The organism is Ignavibacteriales bacterium (assembly GCA_026390775.1).
Classification (GTDB): domain Bacteria; phylum Bacteroidota; class Ignavibacteria; order Ignavibacteriales; family Melioribacteraceae; genus Fen-1258.
Window position 1 is genome coordinate 778115 of record JAPLFF010000003.1, and the last position, 18507, is coordinate 796621.

Annotated in this window: 15 protein-coding genes; 2 read left to right on the forward strand and 13 right to left on the reverse strand. The window is 35.4% G+C overall.

Translation table 11 applies throughout. From position 1 onward, the window contains the following. Positions 1-79: 79 nt before the first annotated feature. From NTZ27_03750 to NTZ27_03810, 13 genes are all read right to left on the reverse strand, one after another. The gene (locus tag NTZ27_03750) at positions 80-1177 is read right to left on the reverse strand and encodes a hypothetical protein (protein MCX6173850.1); all 1098 of its coding nucleotides are present in this window, start codon (positions 1175-1177) and stop codon (positions 80-82) included. A gap of 339 nt (positions 1178-1516) precedes the next feature. After that, entirely contained in the window at positions 1517-2560 is a 1044-nt protein-coding gene (locus NTZ27_03755; GenBank protein MCX6173851.1) for a 6-phosphofructokinase, read from the reverse strand. A 36-nt stretch (positions 2561-2596) separates the two neighbouring features. Beyond that, entirely contained in the window at positions 2597-4771 is a 2175-nt protein-coding gene (locus tag NTZ27_03760) for a UvrD-helicase domain-containing protein (protein ID MCX6173852.1), read from the reverse strand. A gap of 108 nt (positions 4772-4879) precedes the next feature. After that, positions 4880-5842, reverse strand: a complete 963-nt coding sequence (locus NTZ27_03765; GenBank protein ID MCX6173853.1) for an aminopeptidase — start codon at positions 5840-5842, stop codon at positions 4880-4882. Between the two features lie 13 nt (positions 5843-5855). After that, the gene (locus tag NTZ27_03770) at positions 5856-6599 is read right to left on the reverse strand and encodes a hypothetical protein (GenBank protein ID MCX6173854.1); all 744 of its coding nucleotides are present in this window, start codon (positions 6597-6599) and stop codon (positions 5856-5858) included. A 37-nt stretch (positions 6600-6636) separates the two neighbouring features. Continuing rightward, positions 6637-7899, reverse strand: a complete 1263-nt coding sequence (locus NTZ27_03775; GenBank protein ID MCX6173855.1) for an MFS transporter — start codon at positions 7897-7899, stop codon at positions 6637-6639. A gap of 94 nt (positions 7900-7993) precedes the next feature. Beyond that, complete coding sequence (locus NTZ27_03780) at positions 7994-9454, reverse strand: aminoacyl-histidine dipeptidase (protein MCX6173856.1); 1461 nt, start codon at positions 9452-9454, stop codon at positions 7994-7996. Between the two features lie 2 nt (positions 9455-9456). Further along, positions 9457-9837 (reverse strand): PqqD family protein, encoded by a 381-nt coding sequence (locus NTZ27_03785; protein ID MCX6173857.1) that lies wholly within the window; start codon positions 9835-9837, stop codon positions 9457-9459. A 55-nt stretch (positions 9838-9892) separates the two neighbouring features. Continuing rightward, entirely contained in the window at positions 9893-11893 is a 2001-nt protein-coding gene (locus NTZ27_03790; GenBank protein MCX6173858.1) for an oligopeptide transporter, OPT family, read from the reverse strand. A 171-nt stretch (positions 11894-12064) separates the two neighbouring features. Further along, positions 12065-12859 carry a TIGR02757 family protein gene (locus NTZ27_03795; GenBank protein ID MCX6173859.1) on the reverse strand — a complete coding sequence of 265 codons (795 nt, stop codon included), beginning with the start codon at positions 12857-12859 and terminating at the stop codon, positions 12065-12067. A 123-nt stretch (positions 12860-12982) separates the two neighbouring features. Next, positions 12983-13699, reverse strand: a complete 717-nt coding sequence (locus NTZ27_03800; GenBank protein MCX6173860.1) for a pyridoxine 5'-phosphate synthase — start codon at positions 13697-13699, stop codon at positions 12983-12985. Between the two features lie 136 nt (positions 13700-13835). Continuing rightward, positions 13836-15368: an aldehyde dehydrogenase family protein gene (locus tag NTZ27_03805; protein ID MCX6173861.1), complete on the reverse strand. Its 1533-nt coding sequence runs from the start codon at positions 15366-15368 to the stop codon at positions 13836-13838. Between the two features lie 155 nt (positions 15369-15523). Then, entirely contained in the window at positions 15524-16150 is a 627-nt protein-coding gene (locus NTZ27_03810; GenBank protein ID MCX6173862.1) for a hypothetical protein, read from the reverse strand. 237 nt (positions 16151-16387) lie between these two features. Between NTZ27_03810 and lat the strand changes: the two genes are divergently transcribed. Together lat and rsmI are read left to right on the forward strand one after the other, a co-directional pair. Then, on the forward strand, positions 16388-17749 hold the full coding sequence (gene lat / locus NTZ27_03815) for an L-lysine 6-transaminase (GenBank protein ID MCX6173863.1): 1362 nt from the start codon (positions 16388-16390) through the stop codon (positions 17747-17749). A gap of 70 nt (positions 17750-17819) precedes the next feature. Further along, the gene (gene rsmI, locus NTZ27_03820; protein MCX6173864.1) at positions 17820-18506 is read left to right on the forward strand and encodes a 16S rRNA (cytidine(1402)-2'-O)-methyltransferase; all 687 of its coding nucleotides are present in this window, start codon (positions 17820-17822) and stop codon (positions 18504-18506) included. The last annotated feature ends 1 nt before the right edge of the window (position 18507 follow it).

Sequence of the window (18507 nt, forward strand, 5' to 3'; positions counted from 1 at the left end):
GCCGCAGAAGAAACTGGTTCTAGGGGTACTGTAAGAACTGTAATAGTATTAGAATATGGTGGTGTAGCAGCAGCTGTACTTACTCTATATAATAATAAGTTGTACCGGCTGTTAAACCACTTACCGGAATAGTTGAAACTGCACCAAAGTCAAAGGCTCCATTATAATTACCTCCTATGTTACCGGCAAAAGTTGGTGAAGTTGAAACTTCTAAAAAATTATTTGCAGCAGCTACTGCCCAATTTGCCTGGAAAGATGTTTGTGTTATCAATGTTGCTGCATTTGCAAGAGGACCAGTAGTTGTAGTTTGTGGTCCAGAATTTCCACTTGTTCCGCCGCTACTGAAAGCTCTTACTCTATACCAATATGGTGTACTAGCAGATAAACCTGTAACAGAATAAGTTGTAACAGCACCAAGAGCTAAGTTGTTAAATCCTGAAACAAATGAAGCAAACCCGACATCGGTTGCAACATCTAAATAATATCCTGTTGCCCCTGTGGAAGCGCTCCAATTTGCTGAAAAACTAGTCCCTGCAACATTTGTAGCCGCCGCAGAAACTGGGTTAGCAGGAATCGTTGTAACAGAAATAATATTTGAGTTGGCGCTCGGACCGTTTGAACGCACCTGGTAAAAATATGTTGTACCGGCTAAACCAACAACCGGAGATGTAGTTACTAATCCTACACTCGAATTATTTAATATATCAGTACCGCCGGAAGTTGTTCCGACATCAAGAAAATATCCTGTCGCACCTGCTACAGAATTCCAATTAGCTGAGAAGCCAGCATTTGTAACGGAAGTTGCTGCCGTTGCAATTGGAATACCAGCTACTGTAATTGTTGCAGAGCTTGCGCTGCTTCCGACTCCGTTTAATCCTCTTACACGATAGTAGTAAGTTGGACCGGCAGTTAAACCGGTAACACTAAATGTAGTAACTAAACCCACATTTAAATTATTATAACCGGAGACAAATGAAGCAAAAACATTACTAGTAGATACATCCAGATAGTAAGCTGTTTCATTTCCCGGTGCTCCTCCCGAAGCCCAGTTTGCAGTAAAAGAAGTAGCAGTTATTGAAGTTGCCGCAGATGCTGTTGGTACTGCGGGAACTTGAGCAAATACAACGTTAAAACTTATTAACGTCATGATTGCAAAAACAGTTAATTTGTTTTTCATAAGTACCCTCTTATATGTAGAAAAATTTTTACTACTCGGCTGTTATTTTTTTTCGGCTGTTGGCTGGCGAAAATTTGTCTTAATACTTTAGAACAAGAACTCTCTTTCATGATATATTTTATTATTTATACCTGTGATATCAAAAAGAACTAGAATCTTGTCGTTTCGGCTGGAAACCGAAAGCAACATAATTTTATAGATTTAAATAGTCAAGAAAATTTTTATTTAATTATTAATCCCATAGAATAGAATGTCTGATTATCATTTTATCAAGGGGATATTGCTTGTATTTCCATGTTATAAAGTCTATTGGGATATATAAAAGGTAAAATATATTTTTCACCCGAAGAAAGTACTTGCAACCTCAAGCAGATTAAGATCAACAGTTTTTAATTGCCCTGTTGCTTCGGCAAGACTTACAGCAACAATCTCATTACCTTTTAATGCTGCCATCATACCCCACTGCCCTTTCTCAGCAAGCTCTGCAGCAAATACTCCAAACCTTGTAGCTAATACTCTATCAAATGCTGTTGGACTACCACCTCTTTGAATGTGTCCAAGTACTGTAGCCCGAGTTTCAAACCCGGTTCTTTTTTCAATTTCCTCAGCTAGCATATACCCAATTCCACCAAGACGGACATGACCGAATGAATCTAATTTTTGATCTTGAAGAATCATATCCCCTTCTTTACCACTATTAGATTTTTTTGCTACAGCACCTTCAGAGGCAACAACAATACTAAAACTTTTCCCCGTTGTGTGCCTTTTCTTCAAAAGATCACATACTTCTACAATATCATATTGCTGTTCAGGAACTAAAATAATATCCGCACCGCCGGCAATTCCTGAATAAACTGCGATCCATCCTGCATGACGACCCATAACTTCCACAACCATAACGCGGTTATGTGATTCAGCAGTGGTATGAAGACGATCAATAGCTTCAGTTGCTACATTAACTGCAGTGTCAAACCCAAATGTAAAGTCTGTTGCGCTTAGATCGTTATCAATTGTTTTAGGAACACCTATTACATGAACACCGGCTTTAAATAATTTTGAAGCAACACCCAAAGTGTCTTCACCACCGATTGCAACAATAGCATCTATATGTGCTTCAAGCATATTTTTTATTACTGTTGCCTCACCATCTTTCTCTTTATAAATATTTGTCCTTGATGTACCGAGAATGGTACCTCCACGATGTAATATACCGGATACAGAATCACGATCTAGTTTAACAAAATTTTTTTCTAATAATCCTTTCCAACCTTCACGGATTCCAATTATATCATGATTTGATTGCAAAGCTTTTCTTACAACGGCTCTAATTACTGCATTTAATCCGGGACAATCACCACCTCCGGTTAATACACCAAGTTTCATTTTAGATCTCCAAGCAAATATTTATATGATAGATCATTATACTAGTTTAAGATTTGCAAACTTAGTTAACAATTGTTTTGGTCCAAATTCCTCAAAAGAAATCGTCACTCGCTGCATATCTCCTAAACCAGTTATCTGTAAAATTTTTCCCATCCCAAATACTGAATGTGTTACTCGGCTTCCAACTCGAAGTGAACGTCTTTCCTGATCATACTCATCGTAACTTCCCTGATAAAATTCATCGTAATAAGTTTTTTTCTTTCTGCCCGCTTTTCTACCGCTGGCTCCGTTCGCCTCTTCGTATGTGGATTCATCTAATTCATCTAAAAATCTTGATTTACTTTGATAAGCAACTTCACCAAAGCGATATCTTGAACGTGCATAACTTATAAATACTTTTTCTTTTGCGCGCGTTACTGCGACATAGAATAATCTTCTTTCTTCTTCCAACTTTGAATCGTTATCAAATTTCTGACTAAGCGGGAAAATATCTTCTTCGCATCCAGTTACAAATACAACAGGGAATTCCAATCCCTTTGCACTGTGTATTGTCATCATTGTTACGGAATTTACTTTTTCATCATATTGATCAACACCGGCAATAAGTGAAACTTCAGAAAGAAAATCGTCAAGTGCAGCATCCGGATTTGATTTGCTGTAATCTTGAACCGCAGAAACTAATTCTTGAATATTATCATACCTTGACATTGATTCTTGAGTGCCTTCTTCTTTATAAATTTTTAGAATGCCAAGTTCATCAACTAATGCTGCGGTTAATTCACCGATTGATAATTTATTCTTAAGATCAATATATTTATCAAGAAGAAGTTTGAACTGCTTAACATTTTTTTGAATCCTTTCTTTCACTTCAATGACTTCAAATACTCTAGACATAGTTGTGAATAACGAAATTTCCAATTTACGGGCAAAAGCAATCATTTTGGAAATTGATGTATTACCAATTCCCCTTTGCGGAAAATTCATTATACGTAATAAACTTTCTTCATCATTTTGATTTGATAGCATTCTTAAGTATGCTAATACATCTTTCACTTCTTTTCTTCTATAGAATTCCACACCGCCTACAATTTTATATGGAATTTTTTCTCTTCGAAATGCATCTTCAAGTGCACGTGATTGAGAATTTATTCTATAAAAGATTGCTATATCATTCAACGATAATTTACGAGCAGATATTTCTTTCTTAATTCTTTTTGCTATCTGGAATCCTTCGTCTTTTTCATCAGAAGCTTTTAATATTGTAAGCTCTTCACCGTCATTATTATTGGTCCAAAGTGTTTTTGGAATTTGCCCGACATTATTTTTAATAACTGAATCTGCAGCCATTAAGATCATCTTAGTTGAACGATAGTTCTGTTCTAAACGGAATATTTTTGATCCTTTAAAATCTTTTTTAAAGTTCAGCATATTTTTTATTTCAGCACCGCGCCAGCTATAAATACTCTGAGCATCATCTCCGACAACACAAACCTTATCTTTTAGAGGACTTAACATTTTTAAGAGTTCATACTGAGCTTTGTTTGTATCTTGATATTCATCAACCAAGATATATTTAAACATCTTTTTGTATTTGTTCAGAATTTTTTCGTCGTTCTCAAAAAGTTCAATCGGTTTTAAAAGCAGATCATCAAAATCCATTGCATTGTTTTCAAATAATCTTTTATTGTATTCAGTATAAATCTCGCCAACTTTTTTATCTGATGGAGTAGTTGCTAAATGTTTTAAATACTCTTCCGGTGTAACCATCTGATTTTTTAAGTAACTGATTTTATGCTGAACTCCATTAGGAGAGAGATTATCAATATTGATGTTAAGATTTGACATAATATTGCCAACAAGCGATTGCGAATCTTCACGGTCGTAAATCGAGAAATTAGATTTGTAATTAAGTTTATCAGATTCCACACGTAATATTCGAGCAAATATTGAGTGGAATGTTCCCATCCAAAGGTTTTCTGCCTTTTTACCAATTAGCCCTTTGATTCTTTCTTTCATTTCTTTAGCGGCTTTATTCGTAAATGTTAATGCAAGAATTTCGGCTGGATCTAATCCTTTGTCGATTAAAAAAGCGATTTTATGCATTAAAACACGTGTTTTACCGGATCCAGCACCGGCTACAATCATGTGTGGACCGGAATTGTATTCAACAGCTTGACGCTGTGCATCATTGAGTTGGTTTAGTATTTTCATATTCTTGGGATTTTTTTGGTCGGCAAATATACGAAAATTAGCGGTGGCTTTTCAATTTTATTTATTTCAAAATTTTAGGCGGGAATTAATTCTAGATTTGAAAATTAATTATATAAGCAGTTTTCCATTTTTCATTATCATTTTTTCATCAAAATAGACCGTTGGTTTTTTAACAACCCCGTCTAAATGAATAGGAACATTTACCAATCCGCCCATGGATTTGTTATCACCTAATGCAATATGTATCGTTCCCATAACTTTTTCATCTTCAAGTAATATACCGCTCAGTTTAGCTTTATAATTTGTTCCAATTCCAAATTCTGCGATATTTCTTGCAAGCTGATCATACTTATTTAAAGTAGTATCCAACTTTTTTGCTTGATTTCCACCGGATACATTTACAGCATATCCATCTTTAACTTCTATTCTAATTGGTTTTCCTTTTATAACACCGATGCTTGCCATTGAACCATCAACATAAAACACACCGTTGGTCTTACCTTCTAACGGTGCTATGTATGCTTCACCTGTTGGCAGATTTCCGCTTTCACCTTTTTTGTGGAATAAACCTTTACTCGGTAAAGCTTTTCTTCCGGAGATATCCATTGTAATATCGGTTCCGATGGAAGAAGTAACTCTAATAATATTAACATCGTTCATAATTCCTTGCAGTCTGATTGTAAGCGTAGCAATTTTATTATAATCAGCATTTAAACCGCGGATCATAATATCTTCGGTTATTCCGGGGAACGTTGCAATGCGGGCTCCAAGTGCTGATGCATTTCTGCGAGCATTTGTATGAGTTAGAGATTTTGCAGTTGGACATAAAACTACATCAAACAGTTTCATCATTTCTGCAATTTGCTCTGGAGGTTCCTGACCGTGCATTTCTCTTGATTTAAATTCAAGATAAACCGTTTCATGCCCAAGTTGTTTTGCATTTTGATAAAGTGATAAACCAATTTTTCTTTTGAACTCATCCGTTACAATAAGAACAGTTTCGTTTGGTTGTGTTCCCATGCAATCACGGATTGCTATTACTGATGCTTTGTCAAGTTTTGATAATTTCATTATTCGATTATTGTTAAAGTGGAAATCCTACATTTAGTTGTAGAGTAATACTTAAGTTCCCTTTTTCAATTGCTTTTTTAGAAGAAGAAGCTGGTGGGATTGTTGTTATTGTTGTTCCGGAATCGTAACTAAATTTATCTATTTGAATAAAATTAAAACCTGCAGTTCCTTCTACGCTGATATAATCCGGAACAAGATGTAAGACGAGTCCAGTACCAATAAAATATCCAATATTATTTTTATCAGGTTTGAATTTTATTTCACCTTGAGAAACACTGCTTAAAAATGTTTCTTGAGAAAATTCGGTATTGTAAAACGTTACGTTGGCTTCAGCAATTTTCCAATCAAGAATCCAGAACAAAGGTACGCCAAAATCAATTCCAACTCCCCAATGGTTCATAGTTAACTGATATTTTTCTCTCGTATCTATATTTTGTAATTGAGCAGAAATTTCATGTGATTCTTTTAGAAATTGATAATAACCTTTAGCAGAAATAAAGAATTTATCCCACTTTGCCCTAAAAAAATTTGCACCGACTCGATAGCCGGTTCCTTGTGTAAATTCTACTTTATCAGTAATTATAGTTTGGCTTTGGCTGATGTAATCATTTAAGCCAGGACTATCATAATTTTGTTTTGAGAATCCAGCATAGAATCCGCTTAGACCTAAACAACCGAAACCAAATGATTGAGCATTTACATTAACACCGGTAAGAGCAAAAACCGCAATAAATATTATTTTATTAAAAGATTTCATCGAATAACCATTCAATTCAAAACCAATTTAATAAAAATTATCTTGTTTTGGAGATTCCTTTTTCGAGTCCATGGCCATGCGCCCCTAACTCACTACGTCTAAGTAAAAACGCAAATAATAATCCAAAGAATCCAAGTGAAGAGAAAATCCACATTCCGGTTGTATATCCGCCGCTAAAATCATTTGCCCAGCCGACTAAAAAATTAAATCCGGCAAGACCAATATTTTGAATCATGGTCATCAGTCCGTAAGCAGTTCCGAGTTTTGCTTCATCTACAATTAATGCAACTGAAGGCCACATCACCGCCGGAATAAGTGAAAATGCAATCCCCATCATTGCCATTGGTACATAAAGTGAAATATGTGTATATGCCATTAATAAATAGACAGGAATTAAAATTAATGAACCGAACATCATCAGCAAAGATCGTTTTCCTATGTAATCTGCAAGAAGACCAAAAAGCGGAGTTAAAACCATTGCAGAAAGTGTCAGCATGCTTGAAAGAAATCCGCCCATCTCTCGTGTGGTACCGTGTGTCTCCATGAAAAATTTAACGGCAAAAGTTTGGAATGGAAATATCCCCGAGTAAAAAGTAACGCACAACATTACAACGAACCAATATGAAGTAGAGAAACTAAAAATCTCTTTAAAAATAATTTTGTCCTGCTTAGGAACAGGACGCAATGAAAAATTTTTCTCTGAGTATGCATCCATTCCCCAATAAATTATTACTGCCGCAATAGAAATTACACCTGCAACTACGGAGATTAAAAGAGGTGTCTGCCAATATTCATAAAGTGATTTAGCCCAAGTTGGAGAATTAAGTGCGGCGAATGAACCGAGCCGAGCAAGTGTAAGATTCAATCCGAATGCAAATGATAATTGTCTTCCTTTGAACCAACGACCGATAACAGTTGTAACTGCAACTATCATTGATTCAGCCCCGAGACCAAACACAAGACGTCCAATAGCCATCATTGTTATATCGCTGAAAGATGCTGTGATGATTGCACCAGTTAAACAAAGCAGTGTAAAAATAAAAGTAGAAATACGTGTGCCGATTTTATCTATTATTATTCCACCAATAAGAACCATAAAAACATTTGGTACGCTATAAATTCCTTGAAGTAATCCAATATTGGAATCAGAAAATTTTAATTGTTTTGCCAGAAGGTCTGCAAGCGGACTTATGCTATCATAAATGTAATAATTGCCGAACATTGCAAGACTTACAAAGAGTAGAATTCCCCACCGGAAGAAAACACTTGGTTCGGGTTTAATAGTGATTTGATTTTCCATGTAATCTCGAATTAGTCTTAATAATAATCTTGCTCTTACTTTTTCTTAATCGGAATTAGATTAAGAGCACGAGTAAGAGCAAGATTTAAGTAGATTATTTTGAAGGCACATTCTTTAAAACTGCTGTGAGAAGATTCCAGAATTTATTTACAGTGCTAATTAGAATTTTTTCATCCGGTGAGTGAACATCCATGAGTGTTGGACCGAACGAGATCATATCCATATCAGGATAACGTTCTTTAATTATTCCGCATTCAAGACCCGCATGAATTGCTTTAACTTCCGGATCACTTCCATACATCTGATGATACACATTCTTCATGGTAACAAGCACCGGTGAATGAATATCCGGTTTCCATCCCGGGTAACCATCACCCTGAATTACTTCTGCTTTTGTGAGTTTTAAAAATGCAGCAATTGAATTTGAGATATCATTTTTCTCAGATTCAACAGAACTTCGCTGACTCAGAGTAACTTCAACTGCTTTTCCTTTTGTTACTACAACGGCAAGATTTGTTGATGTCTCAACTAAACCCGGAATATCAGCGCTCATTTTTATTACACCGTTAGGAACTGCGTAAAGCGAATCAATCAAAATTTTCGCTGTGGTCTTATCCATTATTTTAGACTTTGATTTCGATTCTGCAGCGGTAACATTTAAGTTTGGTTCAACCGTAGCTAGTTCTGCTTGCACGATTTTATTATATCTTTCGATATAAGCGAAAGTCTCGGCAACAATTTTTTTAGCCACGCGAATAACAGCAAAAGTTTCTCTTGGAATTGCGTTGTGTTTACTTCCACCGCTAATATTTACAAGACGGATACCAAATGTGTAGTTCAATTCGTGAAGTAAACGTGTCATCAATTTAATTGCGTTACCGCGACCTGAGTTTATATCCAGTCCGCTGTGTCCACCTTTCAAACCTCCAATTTTAATTTCAAGGGCAATTGTATTTGCCGGAACATCATTCAAATTAAATTTGTATTTCACAGAAGTAGTTTGTCCGCCGGCGCAGCCAATATATAGTGCACCATCTTCTTCGGAATCTAAGTTCAGCAATATTTTTCCGTTTACAAATCCAGGTTTAAGCGCCTGAGCACCGAATAATCCGGTCTCTTCATCAAGTGTAAATAGTGCTTCGATAGGACCGTGTTCAAGATCTTTCGATTCCATAACCGCTAAAGCAGCAGCAACGCCAACTCCGTTATCACCACCAAGAGTTGTACCTTTTGCTTTTACCCAATCGCCATCAATGTACGGTTGAATCGGATCTTTGTCAAAATCATGTTTAACATCTGCATTCTTTTCAGCTACCATATCAAGATGACCTTGCATAACCACCGGAGTTAAATTTTCTTTTCCAGGTGTTGCAGATTTACGAATTACAACGTTGCCAAAATCATCAGTCGCATATTGTAAATTATTTTTCTTTGCGACAGAGATTACATATTGCGCAACTTTTTCTTCTTTACGAGAAGGACGTGGAATTTTGCATAGTTCTTCAAAATGATTCCATAATAAGTTCGGTTTTAACTGACCTAAAATTTCTCCCATAGTTAATCTCCTTTATTTATTTCTTGGAATGTAATTAGACGCTGTTCATAAAGTCCGGTTAAAAATCTTGTTAATCTTTCATTAACAGGTTCAATTTTATCACCAAACTTGTTCAGAAGTTGTTTTGCTATTTGATCTACTGTTTTTTCCCCGTCAAGTGATAACCAAACTGCTGAGCCGAGCTCATCTAATTTTAATTTGAATACATCTGATTTTAATTTGGGGACAATAAAACGTACAACAAATCTATTCTGAAATTTTGGAATTAGAACTGTAACTAAATTTTCTTCTGAAATTTCTTCTTTGTGCAATCTTAAAGGAGTGAGTTCCAAATAGTTCGCACCTTTTAATATTCTTCTTCTTTCGGAAAAACTTAACTGCATAGAGTTCCTTAAGGAAATTAAATGTCCCGATTATACTATCGGGACATTATAAAAGTTACATAGAAACTTGAGGAGGTGCAGGATCATCCGGCTTACCTGCATTCTTCACAGGAATTCTGATTAGCAGCCATGCGATCAATGCAAATACTAATAAGCTTACATAGAAACTTGGCACTTCAAAAATATGAAAGACCGGGATTTCAAAAAATGCCAACCCGGCAAACAGAAGACCTATTAACGCTTCCCCTGCAATTAGTCCGGCTGCTATCAATATTCCGTTATTTTCTACTCTTGATTTTTGTGCATCATTAAATTGTTTTTTCGCATTTACTTTTTCAACAACTCCTTTTATCAAACCACCAAGAAAAATCGCAAATGTTGTTCCTAAAGGAAGATACATACCAACACTTACCAACATTGGACTTTTGATGTTCATCATAATGAATCCGACACCCATTAACATTCCCGTAAATATTAAGATCCATTCCATATTTCCGGAAACAATTCCTTTAGAAAGAATTGCCATCAAACTAGCTTGAGGCGCAGGAAGATGTTCTCCGCCAAATCCTGTTCCGCCCATTTTTATATCACCTTCATGTAAAATAATTAACGGTATGAACATAACTGCTGCTGCAACAGCTACACCGATAAGATCACCAACTTGCATTTTCCAGGGAGTACCGCCAAGAATATGTCCGGCTTTAAGGTCTTGAAGCATTTCACCGGCAACAGCTGCAGCAACACATACAACCGCCGCAACTCCAAGAACAGCAGCCACACCTTGTACTCCTTTCATACCGAGTGCAACCATTAACAATGCTGCTATTACTAATGTTGAAAGTGTAAGTCCGCTTATCGGATTATTTGATGAGCCAATAATGCCAACAAGATAACCTGATACAGCCGCAAAGAAAAATCCGGCAACAATCATTACTACGGTTGCAACTAAAGCTGCTAAAATATTTTGTGCGAAATAATTATAAATAAAAAATGTAGCAACACCGGTTAAAAGAATTCCAATAACAATCCATTTAAATGAAATATCTTTTTCTATTCTATCAACAACATGCTCTCCTGCGGCAGCCTTTTTAACATCACCTATCGAGCGTGAAATTCCAGTTATTAAATTTTTTCTCATTCTCCATAATGTAAATGCAGCACCAACTAACATTCCACCAATGGCAATTGGTCTTACATAACTTTTCCAAACTTGAACAATAGTTGCAGTCCAATCAAAAATTTTTGGAACAACAGTTTCATGACCAAAAGCTGCTAACCATGCAGCTTCACCATTTGGTAGAATAGATCCAAATTTGAAATAAGTAATAAGCGGAGCTAATAAACCCCATGCAAGAACACCACCACTAAAGTTCAAGGCGGCTAAACGTGGACCAATAATATAACCCACTCCCATGTAGGCAGGACTTACATCAGGAGAACGGAATAATATATTTCCTTTACTTAGTGAGATCAGCCCATCGGCACTGGTAGCAAATAATCTAAATTGACCTAATGCTTGTATAGCGGCACCAAAACCCATTGCACCAAATAAAAATTTTGAACCGGTTCCGCCGTGACGACCAGCTTTATGTATTTCTGCAGCAGCAACAGATTCTGGAAAAGGAAGTTCAATATCCTCAACCATAACTCTTCGTAACAATGCAACAAACATAATTCCTAGTACACCGCCTGCCATCATTATTGCTGCAGACAGGACATAATTACCAGGAGTAAAGAACGGATTCCAAATTCCGGCTATAAAAAAAGCAGGTAATGTAAAAATTGCACCTGCAGCAATTGATTCCCCTATTGAACCAACAGTACGAGCAAAATTTTCCTCAAGTATGGTTCCTTTGAAAAGTTTAATGATTGCCATTCCAATCACAGCGGCAGGATAAGTAGCGGCAATTGTCATTCCGGCTTTTAATCCTAAGTATGCATTTGCAGCACCTAGAACAACCGCAAGAACAAGTCCAATAACAAGAGCACGCAATGTAAATTCTGCCATGTTTGTTTCTGATGAAACAAATGGAACATGTTTCTTTTGTTCCGCCATATTTTTCTCCTGTAAATGGTGATGTAGTTTATTTAGTGAAGATCATTTGAAAACTATTTCATAATGCGTTGGCTAATATAAATACGAATAAATAACCGAGCAACATCATTATTCAGTAATTGTGAATTGAGAATTGCAAATTGAGAATTACAATTATTCTCTATTTGTATTTTAAAAACTCATCCTTCTCATTCCAATGTGGCAAATGGCAAAATCATATTTTACTGGATCGCAAGGATCAAACTTTCTTAATTTTTCGGTTATTTCTTCAGCCATTTTCCATGATACTGCTTTTTGCTTTGTAAGTTTAAGTTTTGTACAAATCTTTGCTACATGTGTATCTACAGGGATTACAAGTTTAGACGGAGGAATTTCAGTCCATAATCCAAGATCAAGTTCATCTTTACGAATCATCCATCTAAGGAATAAATTCATTCTTTTACATGCGCTTCCTTTATAAGGATCAGGAAACATAAATTTAATCCCATGTGTTACTCTTCCCTTCTTAGAAATAATCTCCAAAAAGTGATGTGAGAAAAATGATATTGCATTCTTGAGATTTAAATCTTTTTCGAAGTAGTAAAGGAGAAAGAAATATCTTGATGAACCGTAATTGCTGTAAATATAATTCAAAGCAAAAAATAAATTTGCAATGTCTTCGCTTGTATAGAAACGGTGCTTAATTGAACGAAATAATTTCATCCCACTTTCGAAAGAATAATCCGCGACAAACTTATACGGTTGATTATCCATCAGTCCATGAATTTTTTCTAGAGAGTTGATAATTTGTTTTACATTTCCATACGCAAAGACAGAAGAGATGAATGCGGAGATTTCTGCATCGTAAAAATTTTTATACCTGCGCGGGAATTCTAATGGATCAGGAGAGATTTTACTGCTATCAAAATATTTATAATGATGATCTAACTTTTTCTTGAGCAGAATTTCTTTTTGTGATAAAGACAAAATGTTATCTTATTTTCTTATTTGTTCTAAACGAAATTGTCAGTCCGTAGATTAATCTATGGACTGATATAAATGCATGAATATTTTTTTCTAAAAAACCGATTCATCGGTTTTAAGAAATTTTTATTTCATTCTTACCAACGCAATCATTTCTTTTATTGCTTGCTCAACACCAACAAAAACTGCGCGGGCAAGAACAGCATGACCAATACTAACTTCATCAATTTCTGATATTGCGACAAACTCTTTCATGTTATTGTAATTCAATCCGTGTCCGGCATTAACACCAAGACCAAGTTTCTTTGCATGTTTTGCCGCAATACGCACACGTTCTAGTTCATCAAAAATATCTTCCTCTCCAATAGCGTTCGCATAATGCCCGGTATGGATTTCAATAAAGTCGGCATTAATTTCTGCCGCCGCATCAATTTGATTAATATCAGGTTCAATAAAAAGAGAAACAGAGATTTCTGCATCATGTAATCTCTGAATTGTTGTGCGGATATTTTTTATATCATCAAGAACACTTATTCCGCCTTCAGTTGTTAATTCTTGTCTTCGTTCAGGAACAAGAGTCGCAAGTTCGGGTTGAACATCACACGCAATTTTAATTATCTCATCCACTGCTGCCATTTCAAGATCAAGTTTTGTAGTGATAAGTTCGCGAAGCAATCGTACATCGCGTTCGTTGATGTGTCTTCTATCTTCACGGAGATGAACAACAATTCCATCCACACCATACTGTTCTGCAATTAGAGCAAATGTTACAGGATCGGGTTGTGTTTCTCCACGTGCATTTCGCAATGTTGCAATGTGATCAACGTTTAAACAGAATCTCATTTAATTACCTTTCACTTTTTTACAAATCTAATAAATAAAGAAATCAGATATAAGAAATAAGGAATCAGAAATAAGAAGTAAGAATTAATCGCTACATAATTCTGACTACTGATTTCTTATTTCAGACTTCTGTTTCTCACAAATCAAATTTAATTCCTTGTGCCAGCGGAAGTTTAGTACCAAAATTGATTGTGTTAGTTTGACGACGCATATATTGTTTCCATGCATCTGAGCCGGACTCACGTCCACCTCCGGTTTCTTTTTCACCACCAAATGCACCGCCGATCTCTGCACCTGATGTTCCGATATTCACGTTCGCGATTCCGCAATCACTTCCCCAATGAGATAAAAATGTTTCGGCTTCTCTCATATCTGTTGTAAAGATCGAAGAAGATAATCCTTGTACAACTCCGTTCTGAATTTCAATTGCGTTTTGAACATCACCTTTGTATTTGATTAAATATAAGATTGGCGCAAATGTTTCTTCTTGAACAATCTTAAAATTATTTTCAGCTTCAACAATTGCGGGTTTAACATAACAACCAGATTCATATCCGTTCTCACTCAAAACTTCTCCGCCAAAAATTATTTTCCCGCCTTCCTTTTCAACTTGTTTTAGCGCATACTTAAATTCTTCAACGGCTCCTTTATCAATTAAAGGTCCAACATGATTTTTTTCATCAAGCGGATTACCAATTTTTAAACTTTTATATGCATTAACCAAAACATCTTTTACTTTTTCATAAATCTCTTCGTGAACTATCAATCGTCTCGTTGATGTACATCGCTGCCCGGCAGTTCCAACGGCACCAAAAACTACAGCCGGAACAGCAATTTTGAGATCGGCATTTTTTGTCATGATGATTGCATTGTTCCCGCCAAGTTCAAGAATTGCTTTGCCGAATCTTTTCCCAATTACTTCCGATGCATGTTTACCAACATTTGTTGATCCAGTTAATGAAATGAGAGGAACTCTTTTATCATTTAAAAACTTTTCTCCAATTGTAGAACCTTTACCAATAATAAGAGAAAATAATCCTTCCGGTAAATTATTTTCTTTAATAACATCTGATAAAATATTTTGTACAGCAATTGCACAAAGCGGAGTTTTCGAAGACGGTTTCCAAAGATTAGAATCACCACACACTGTTGCAAGTGCGGAATTCCAAGCCCACACTGCAACCGGAAAATTGAATGCAGTAATTATTCCAACAACTCCAAGCGGATGGTATTGATCGTACATTCTATGATTCTCGCGTTCACTCATCATTGTGTTCCCATAAAGTTGGCGCGAGAGCCCTACAGCAAAATCACAAATGTCAATCATCTCTTGAACTTCGCCTAATCCTTCCTGCAATGATTTTCCCATTTCGTAAGAAACAAGCGTACCAAGCGGTTGTTTATATTCTCTAAGTTTCAAACCGATCTGACGAACAACTTCTCCGCGTTTTGGTGCTGGAACAGTTCTCCAATATTTAAATGCTTCGTGTGCTTTCACTACGATATTATCATAATCTTTTTCTGAAGCTAGAAAAACTTTAGCGATCGGTTTATTGTCTGTTGGAGAAATAACATTAATCACACCTTGATCTTTTGTATGAAACCAATTTAACCCGGTTGAAGCTCCAAAATTTTCTTCTTTAATACCTAATACTTTTAAGAAATCCATGATTACCTCTTTATTTCAAATTAATATTTCGAAACAATTACAAGTGAGCCTACATTGCAGAATTTTTCTTATGCAAGTTAATCAGAATGGATTTCTATTAGCAACTTTGGATGGAGAACAAAACTTAAATACAAATATTATTATGATGTGAATATTTACATCGGTTGGATAGAACCAACGGAAGATTTAATGGAAAGTTGGGCATTCTCTAAAAAATCTTTAGGAATTGTATAATCAAATTGGATCATATCGCCTGAGGGATTTTCAAAGACAATTTTGAAAGAAATGAGATTTTCTTTCCGGAATTTTAATTGTGTAAAATAAATTTTTGAGTGAACAAAATTTCCAATAGTGAGATCATTTTTTTTATACTTCGTGTTAAGAAGACCTTTGTAATAATTCAACCGTGCGTTTTTCGATATAGTAGTATCGCTCGTTTCTACTTTGCCAACACTTAATAATCCGCCAGTTGTATTATCGAAGAAAACATAAATTGGCTGATAGAAAAAATTATCATTTGGGTTTGTAGAAGAACCTCGTGATTCAACTTTTCTGGAAATGGAAGATTGTTTAAGTTCCCAGCCGTTCGGAGGGAAAAATTTTATTCCAAGACTTTGATCAACTACTTCAATTCCAAGCTTTGATTTATCAAAAGCGATAAAATCGCTCAAATCTGTTTCGTCGTTTTTTCCCTTTCCGCATGAGATCAGAAATAAAGACGATGAAACAAAAAGTAAGACAAGATGGAAATAATAATTCTTTTTACCGAAACTGCTTTTCATATACTTTCCATTTTTTACAAGATTATCAGTAAAATTGAAAATACGATCAAATATAAGTATCTTTAAGGAGAAAATTGAAAAAGCTATGCATAAGTATAAAATTTTTTTCAGAATAACAGGCAGAAAAAACCTTCGTAACTACATTGCTTCCCGTTTTGAGCAAGTATTTTAATTTATATCCACCTTTTCTTTTTCACTCAACTATTTCATTCACACTTTATTTTGAGGTGGAATATGATGGATACATCAATCAATATAATGGAAACAGAAAAAATAAATTCTAAAATTACAGCACAAAATGTGCATGATGTTCTTCGGAAGAAAATGCTCGTTGACGGTTTTAATTTTGTACTCGATCTTGAAAGAAGTCACGGATTAACAATAGTTGATAAAAAAACCGGAGATGAATATTTAGATTTCTTTTCTTTCTTTGCATCGTCACCTGTAGGATTAAATCACCAGAAGATAAACACGCCTGAATTCCGCGAAAAACTTGCTGATGCTGCTATGAATAAAACATCTAATTCAGATATTTATACAGTAGAAATGGCAAAGTTTGTTGATACATTTTCACGAATAGCCGTACCGGATTACTTCAAACATTTATTCTTTGTAGATGGTGGCACCTTAGCAGTTGAAAACGGCTTAAAGGTTGCTTTTGATTGGAAAGTAAAAAAGAATTTTATCCGCGGATATAAAGAGGAACGCGGGACACAAGTTATCCATTTCCGTGAAGCGTTCCATGGTCGTTCCGGATACACAATGTCGTTGACAAATACTGATCCGGCCAAAATTGCACTATATCCAAAATTTAATTGGCCACGAATTACAAATCCAAAAATTACTTTTCCACTGAGTGAGAACATAAATCAGATTATTAATTTAGAAAATCAAGCAATAGACGAAATACATACAGCAATAAAATATAATCGTGATGATATAGCTATTATTATAATAGAACCGATACAAGGTGAAGGTGGTGATAATTTTTTCAGAAAAGAATTTTTTATGAAGCTTCGCCAGATAGCAGATGAAAATGAAATTCTATTGATGTTTGATGAAGTTCAAACCGGACTTGGAATGACCGGTAAGTTGTGGGCATTTGAACATTTTGTTGAGCCAGATATAATTTCTTTCGGTAAAAAAGTACAAGTCTGCGGTATTATGGTGAATGATCGGATAGACGATATCTCCGAAAACGTATTCAAGAAATCGAGCCGCATTAATTCCACATGGGGCGGAAATTTGACGGATATGGTTCGATCAGAAAAAAATCTCCAAATTATTGAAGAAGAAAATTTGGTCGAGAATGCTCGTATCATAGGGAATTATTTGCTGGATAGTCTTATTGATCTACAAAATGAATTCCCAGAATATGTTTCTCAAGCTCGCGGTTTAGGATTGATGTGCTCGTTTAATTTACCATCTAAAGAAATTAGGAATAAATTTTTAGCTGAACTTTATGAAAATAAGATGATTATGCTCGGCTGTGGAGCTCATTCTGTACGGTTCCGTCCTTCTCTCATCGTAACCAAAGAAAATATTGATGACGGAATCTTAAGAATTAAAAACGTATTGCATAATCTGCATAAATCTTAAAATTGAATTCTTCAAAGAAAAACTCCGATTGTTATTGGGGTTTTTTTATTTTTGTAAAAAAGAGTTATAGATGGATAACGGAAAATTATATGTTGTAGCTACACCAATCGGCAACCTTGGTGATATTACATTCCGAGCAGTTGAAACATTGAAATCTGTAAATTTTATAATTTGTGAAGATACACGCGTAACAAAAATTCTGTTAGATCATTACCAAATCAATAAACCGCTGCTTGTTGTAAATGCCCATAACGAATCAAAAAGTATAGAGAAAATTTTGACAAAGATAATCTCCGGAGAATCTTGTGCGCTAGTTTCAGATGCCGGCACACCATGTATATCAGACCCGGGGGTTCGTCTAATAAATAAAGTATTATCGGAAAACATTGAAGTTATTGGAATCCCAGGTGCGAGTGCTGCAATTTTAGCGTTAAGTATTTGCGGACTTCCAACTGATTCTTTTGTATTCGAAGGATTTCTTCCTCAGAAAAAAGGAAGACAGAAGAAACTAAAACAACTTTCAGAAGAAGAAAGGACAATTGTCTTGTATGAATCAACATATAGAATTAAAAAACTGCTGGAAGAATTAAACTTAAGTATGCCGGATCGTTTAATAGTAGTTGTTCGAGAATTAACAAAAAAATTTGAGGAAACTTGGCGAGGGACAGCTTCTCAACTTTTGCAGAATTTTGAGAAAAGAATAACAAAAGGTGAATTTGTTATTTTGTTAGCACCTCTGAACTGGAAAGAAATTTAGT

Bases quoted from the DNA above. Each gene is read 5' to 3' on its own strand.
- lat (MCX6173863.1), top strand. From the start codon at position 16,388: ATGGATACATCAATCAATATAATGGAAACAGAAAAAATAAATTCTAAA.
- NTZ27_03805 (MCX6173861.1), bottom strand. From the start codon at position 15,368: ATGGATTTCTTAAAAGTATTAGGTATTAAAGAAGAAAATTTTGGAGCT.
- NTZ27_03765 (MCX6173853.1), bottom strand. From the start codon at position 5,842: ATGAAATTATCAAAACTTGACAAAGCATCAGTAATAGCAATCCGTGAT.
- NTZ27_03785 (MCX6173857.1), bottom strand. From the start codon at position 9,837: ATGCAGTTAAGTTTTTCCGAAAGAAGAAGAATATTAAAAGGTGCGAAC.
- NTZ27_03800 (MCX6173860.1), bottom strand. From the start codon at position 13,699: ATGAGATTCTGTTTAAACGTTGATCACATTGCAACATTGCGAAATGCA.
- NTZ27_03790 (MCX6173858.1), bottom strand. From the start codon at position 11,893: ATGGCGGAACAAAAGAAACATGTTCCATTTGTTTCATCAGAAACAAAC.
- NTZ27_03780 (MCX6173856.1), bottom strand. From the start codon at position 9,454: ATGGGAGAAATTTTAGGTCAGTTAAAACCGAACTTATTATGGAATCAT.
- NTZ27_03775 (MCX6173855.1), bottom strand. From the start codon at position 7,899: ATGGAAAATCAAATCACTATTAAACCCGAACCAAGTGTTTTCTTCCGG.
- NTZ27_03810 (MCX6173862.1), bottom strand. From the start codon at position 16,150: ATGAAAAGCAGTTTCGGTAAAAAGAATTATTATTTCCATCTTGTCTTA.
- NTZ27_03770 (MCX6173854.1), bottom strand. From the start codon at position 6,599: ATGAAATCTTTTAATAAAATAATATTTATTGCGGTTTTTGCTCTTACC.
- NTZ27_03755 (MCX6173851.1), bottom strand. From the start codon at position 2,560: ATGAAACTTGGTGTATTAACCGGAGGTGGTGATTGTCCCGGATTAAAT.
- NTZ27_03760 (MCX6173852.1), bottom strand. From the start codon at position 4,771: ATGAAAATACTAAACCAACTCAATGATGCACAGCGTCAAGCTGTTGAA.
- NTZ27_03750 (MCX6173850.1), bottom strand. From the start codon at position 1,177: ATGAAAAACAAATTAACTGTTTTTGCAATCATGACGTTAATAAGTTTT.
- rsmI (MCX6173864.1), top strand. From the start codon at position 17,820: ATGGATAACGGAAAATTATATGTTGTAGCTACACCAATCGGCAACCTT.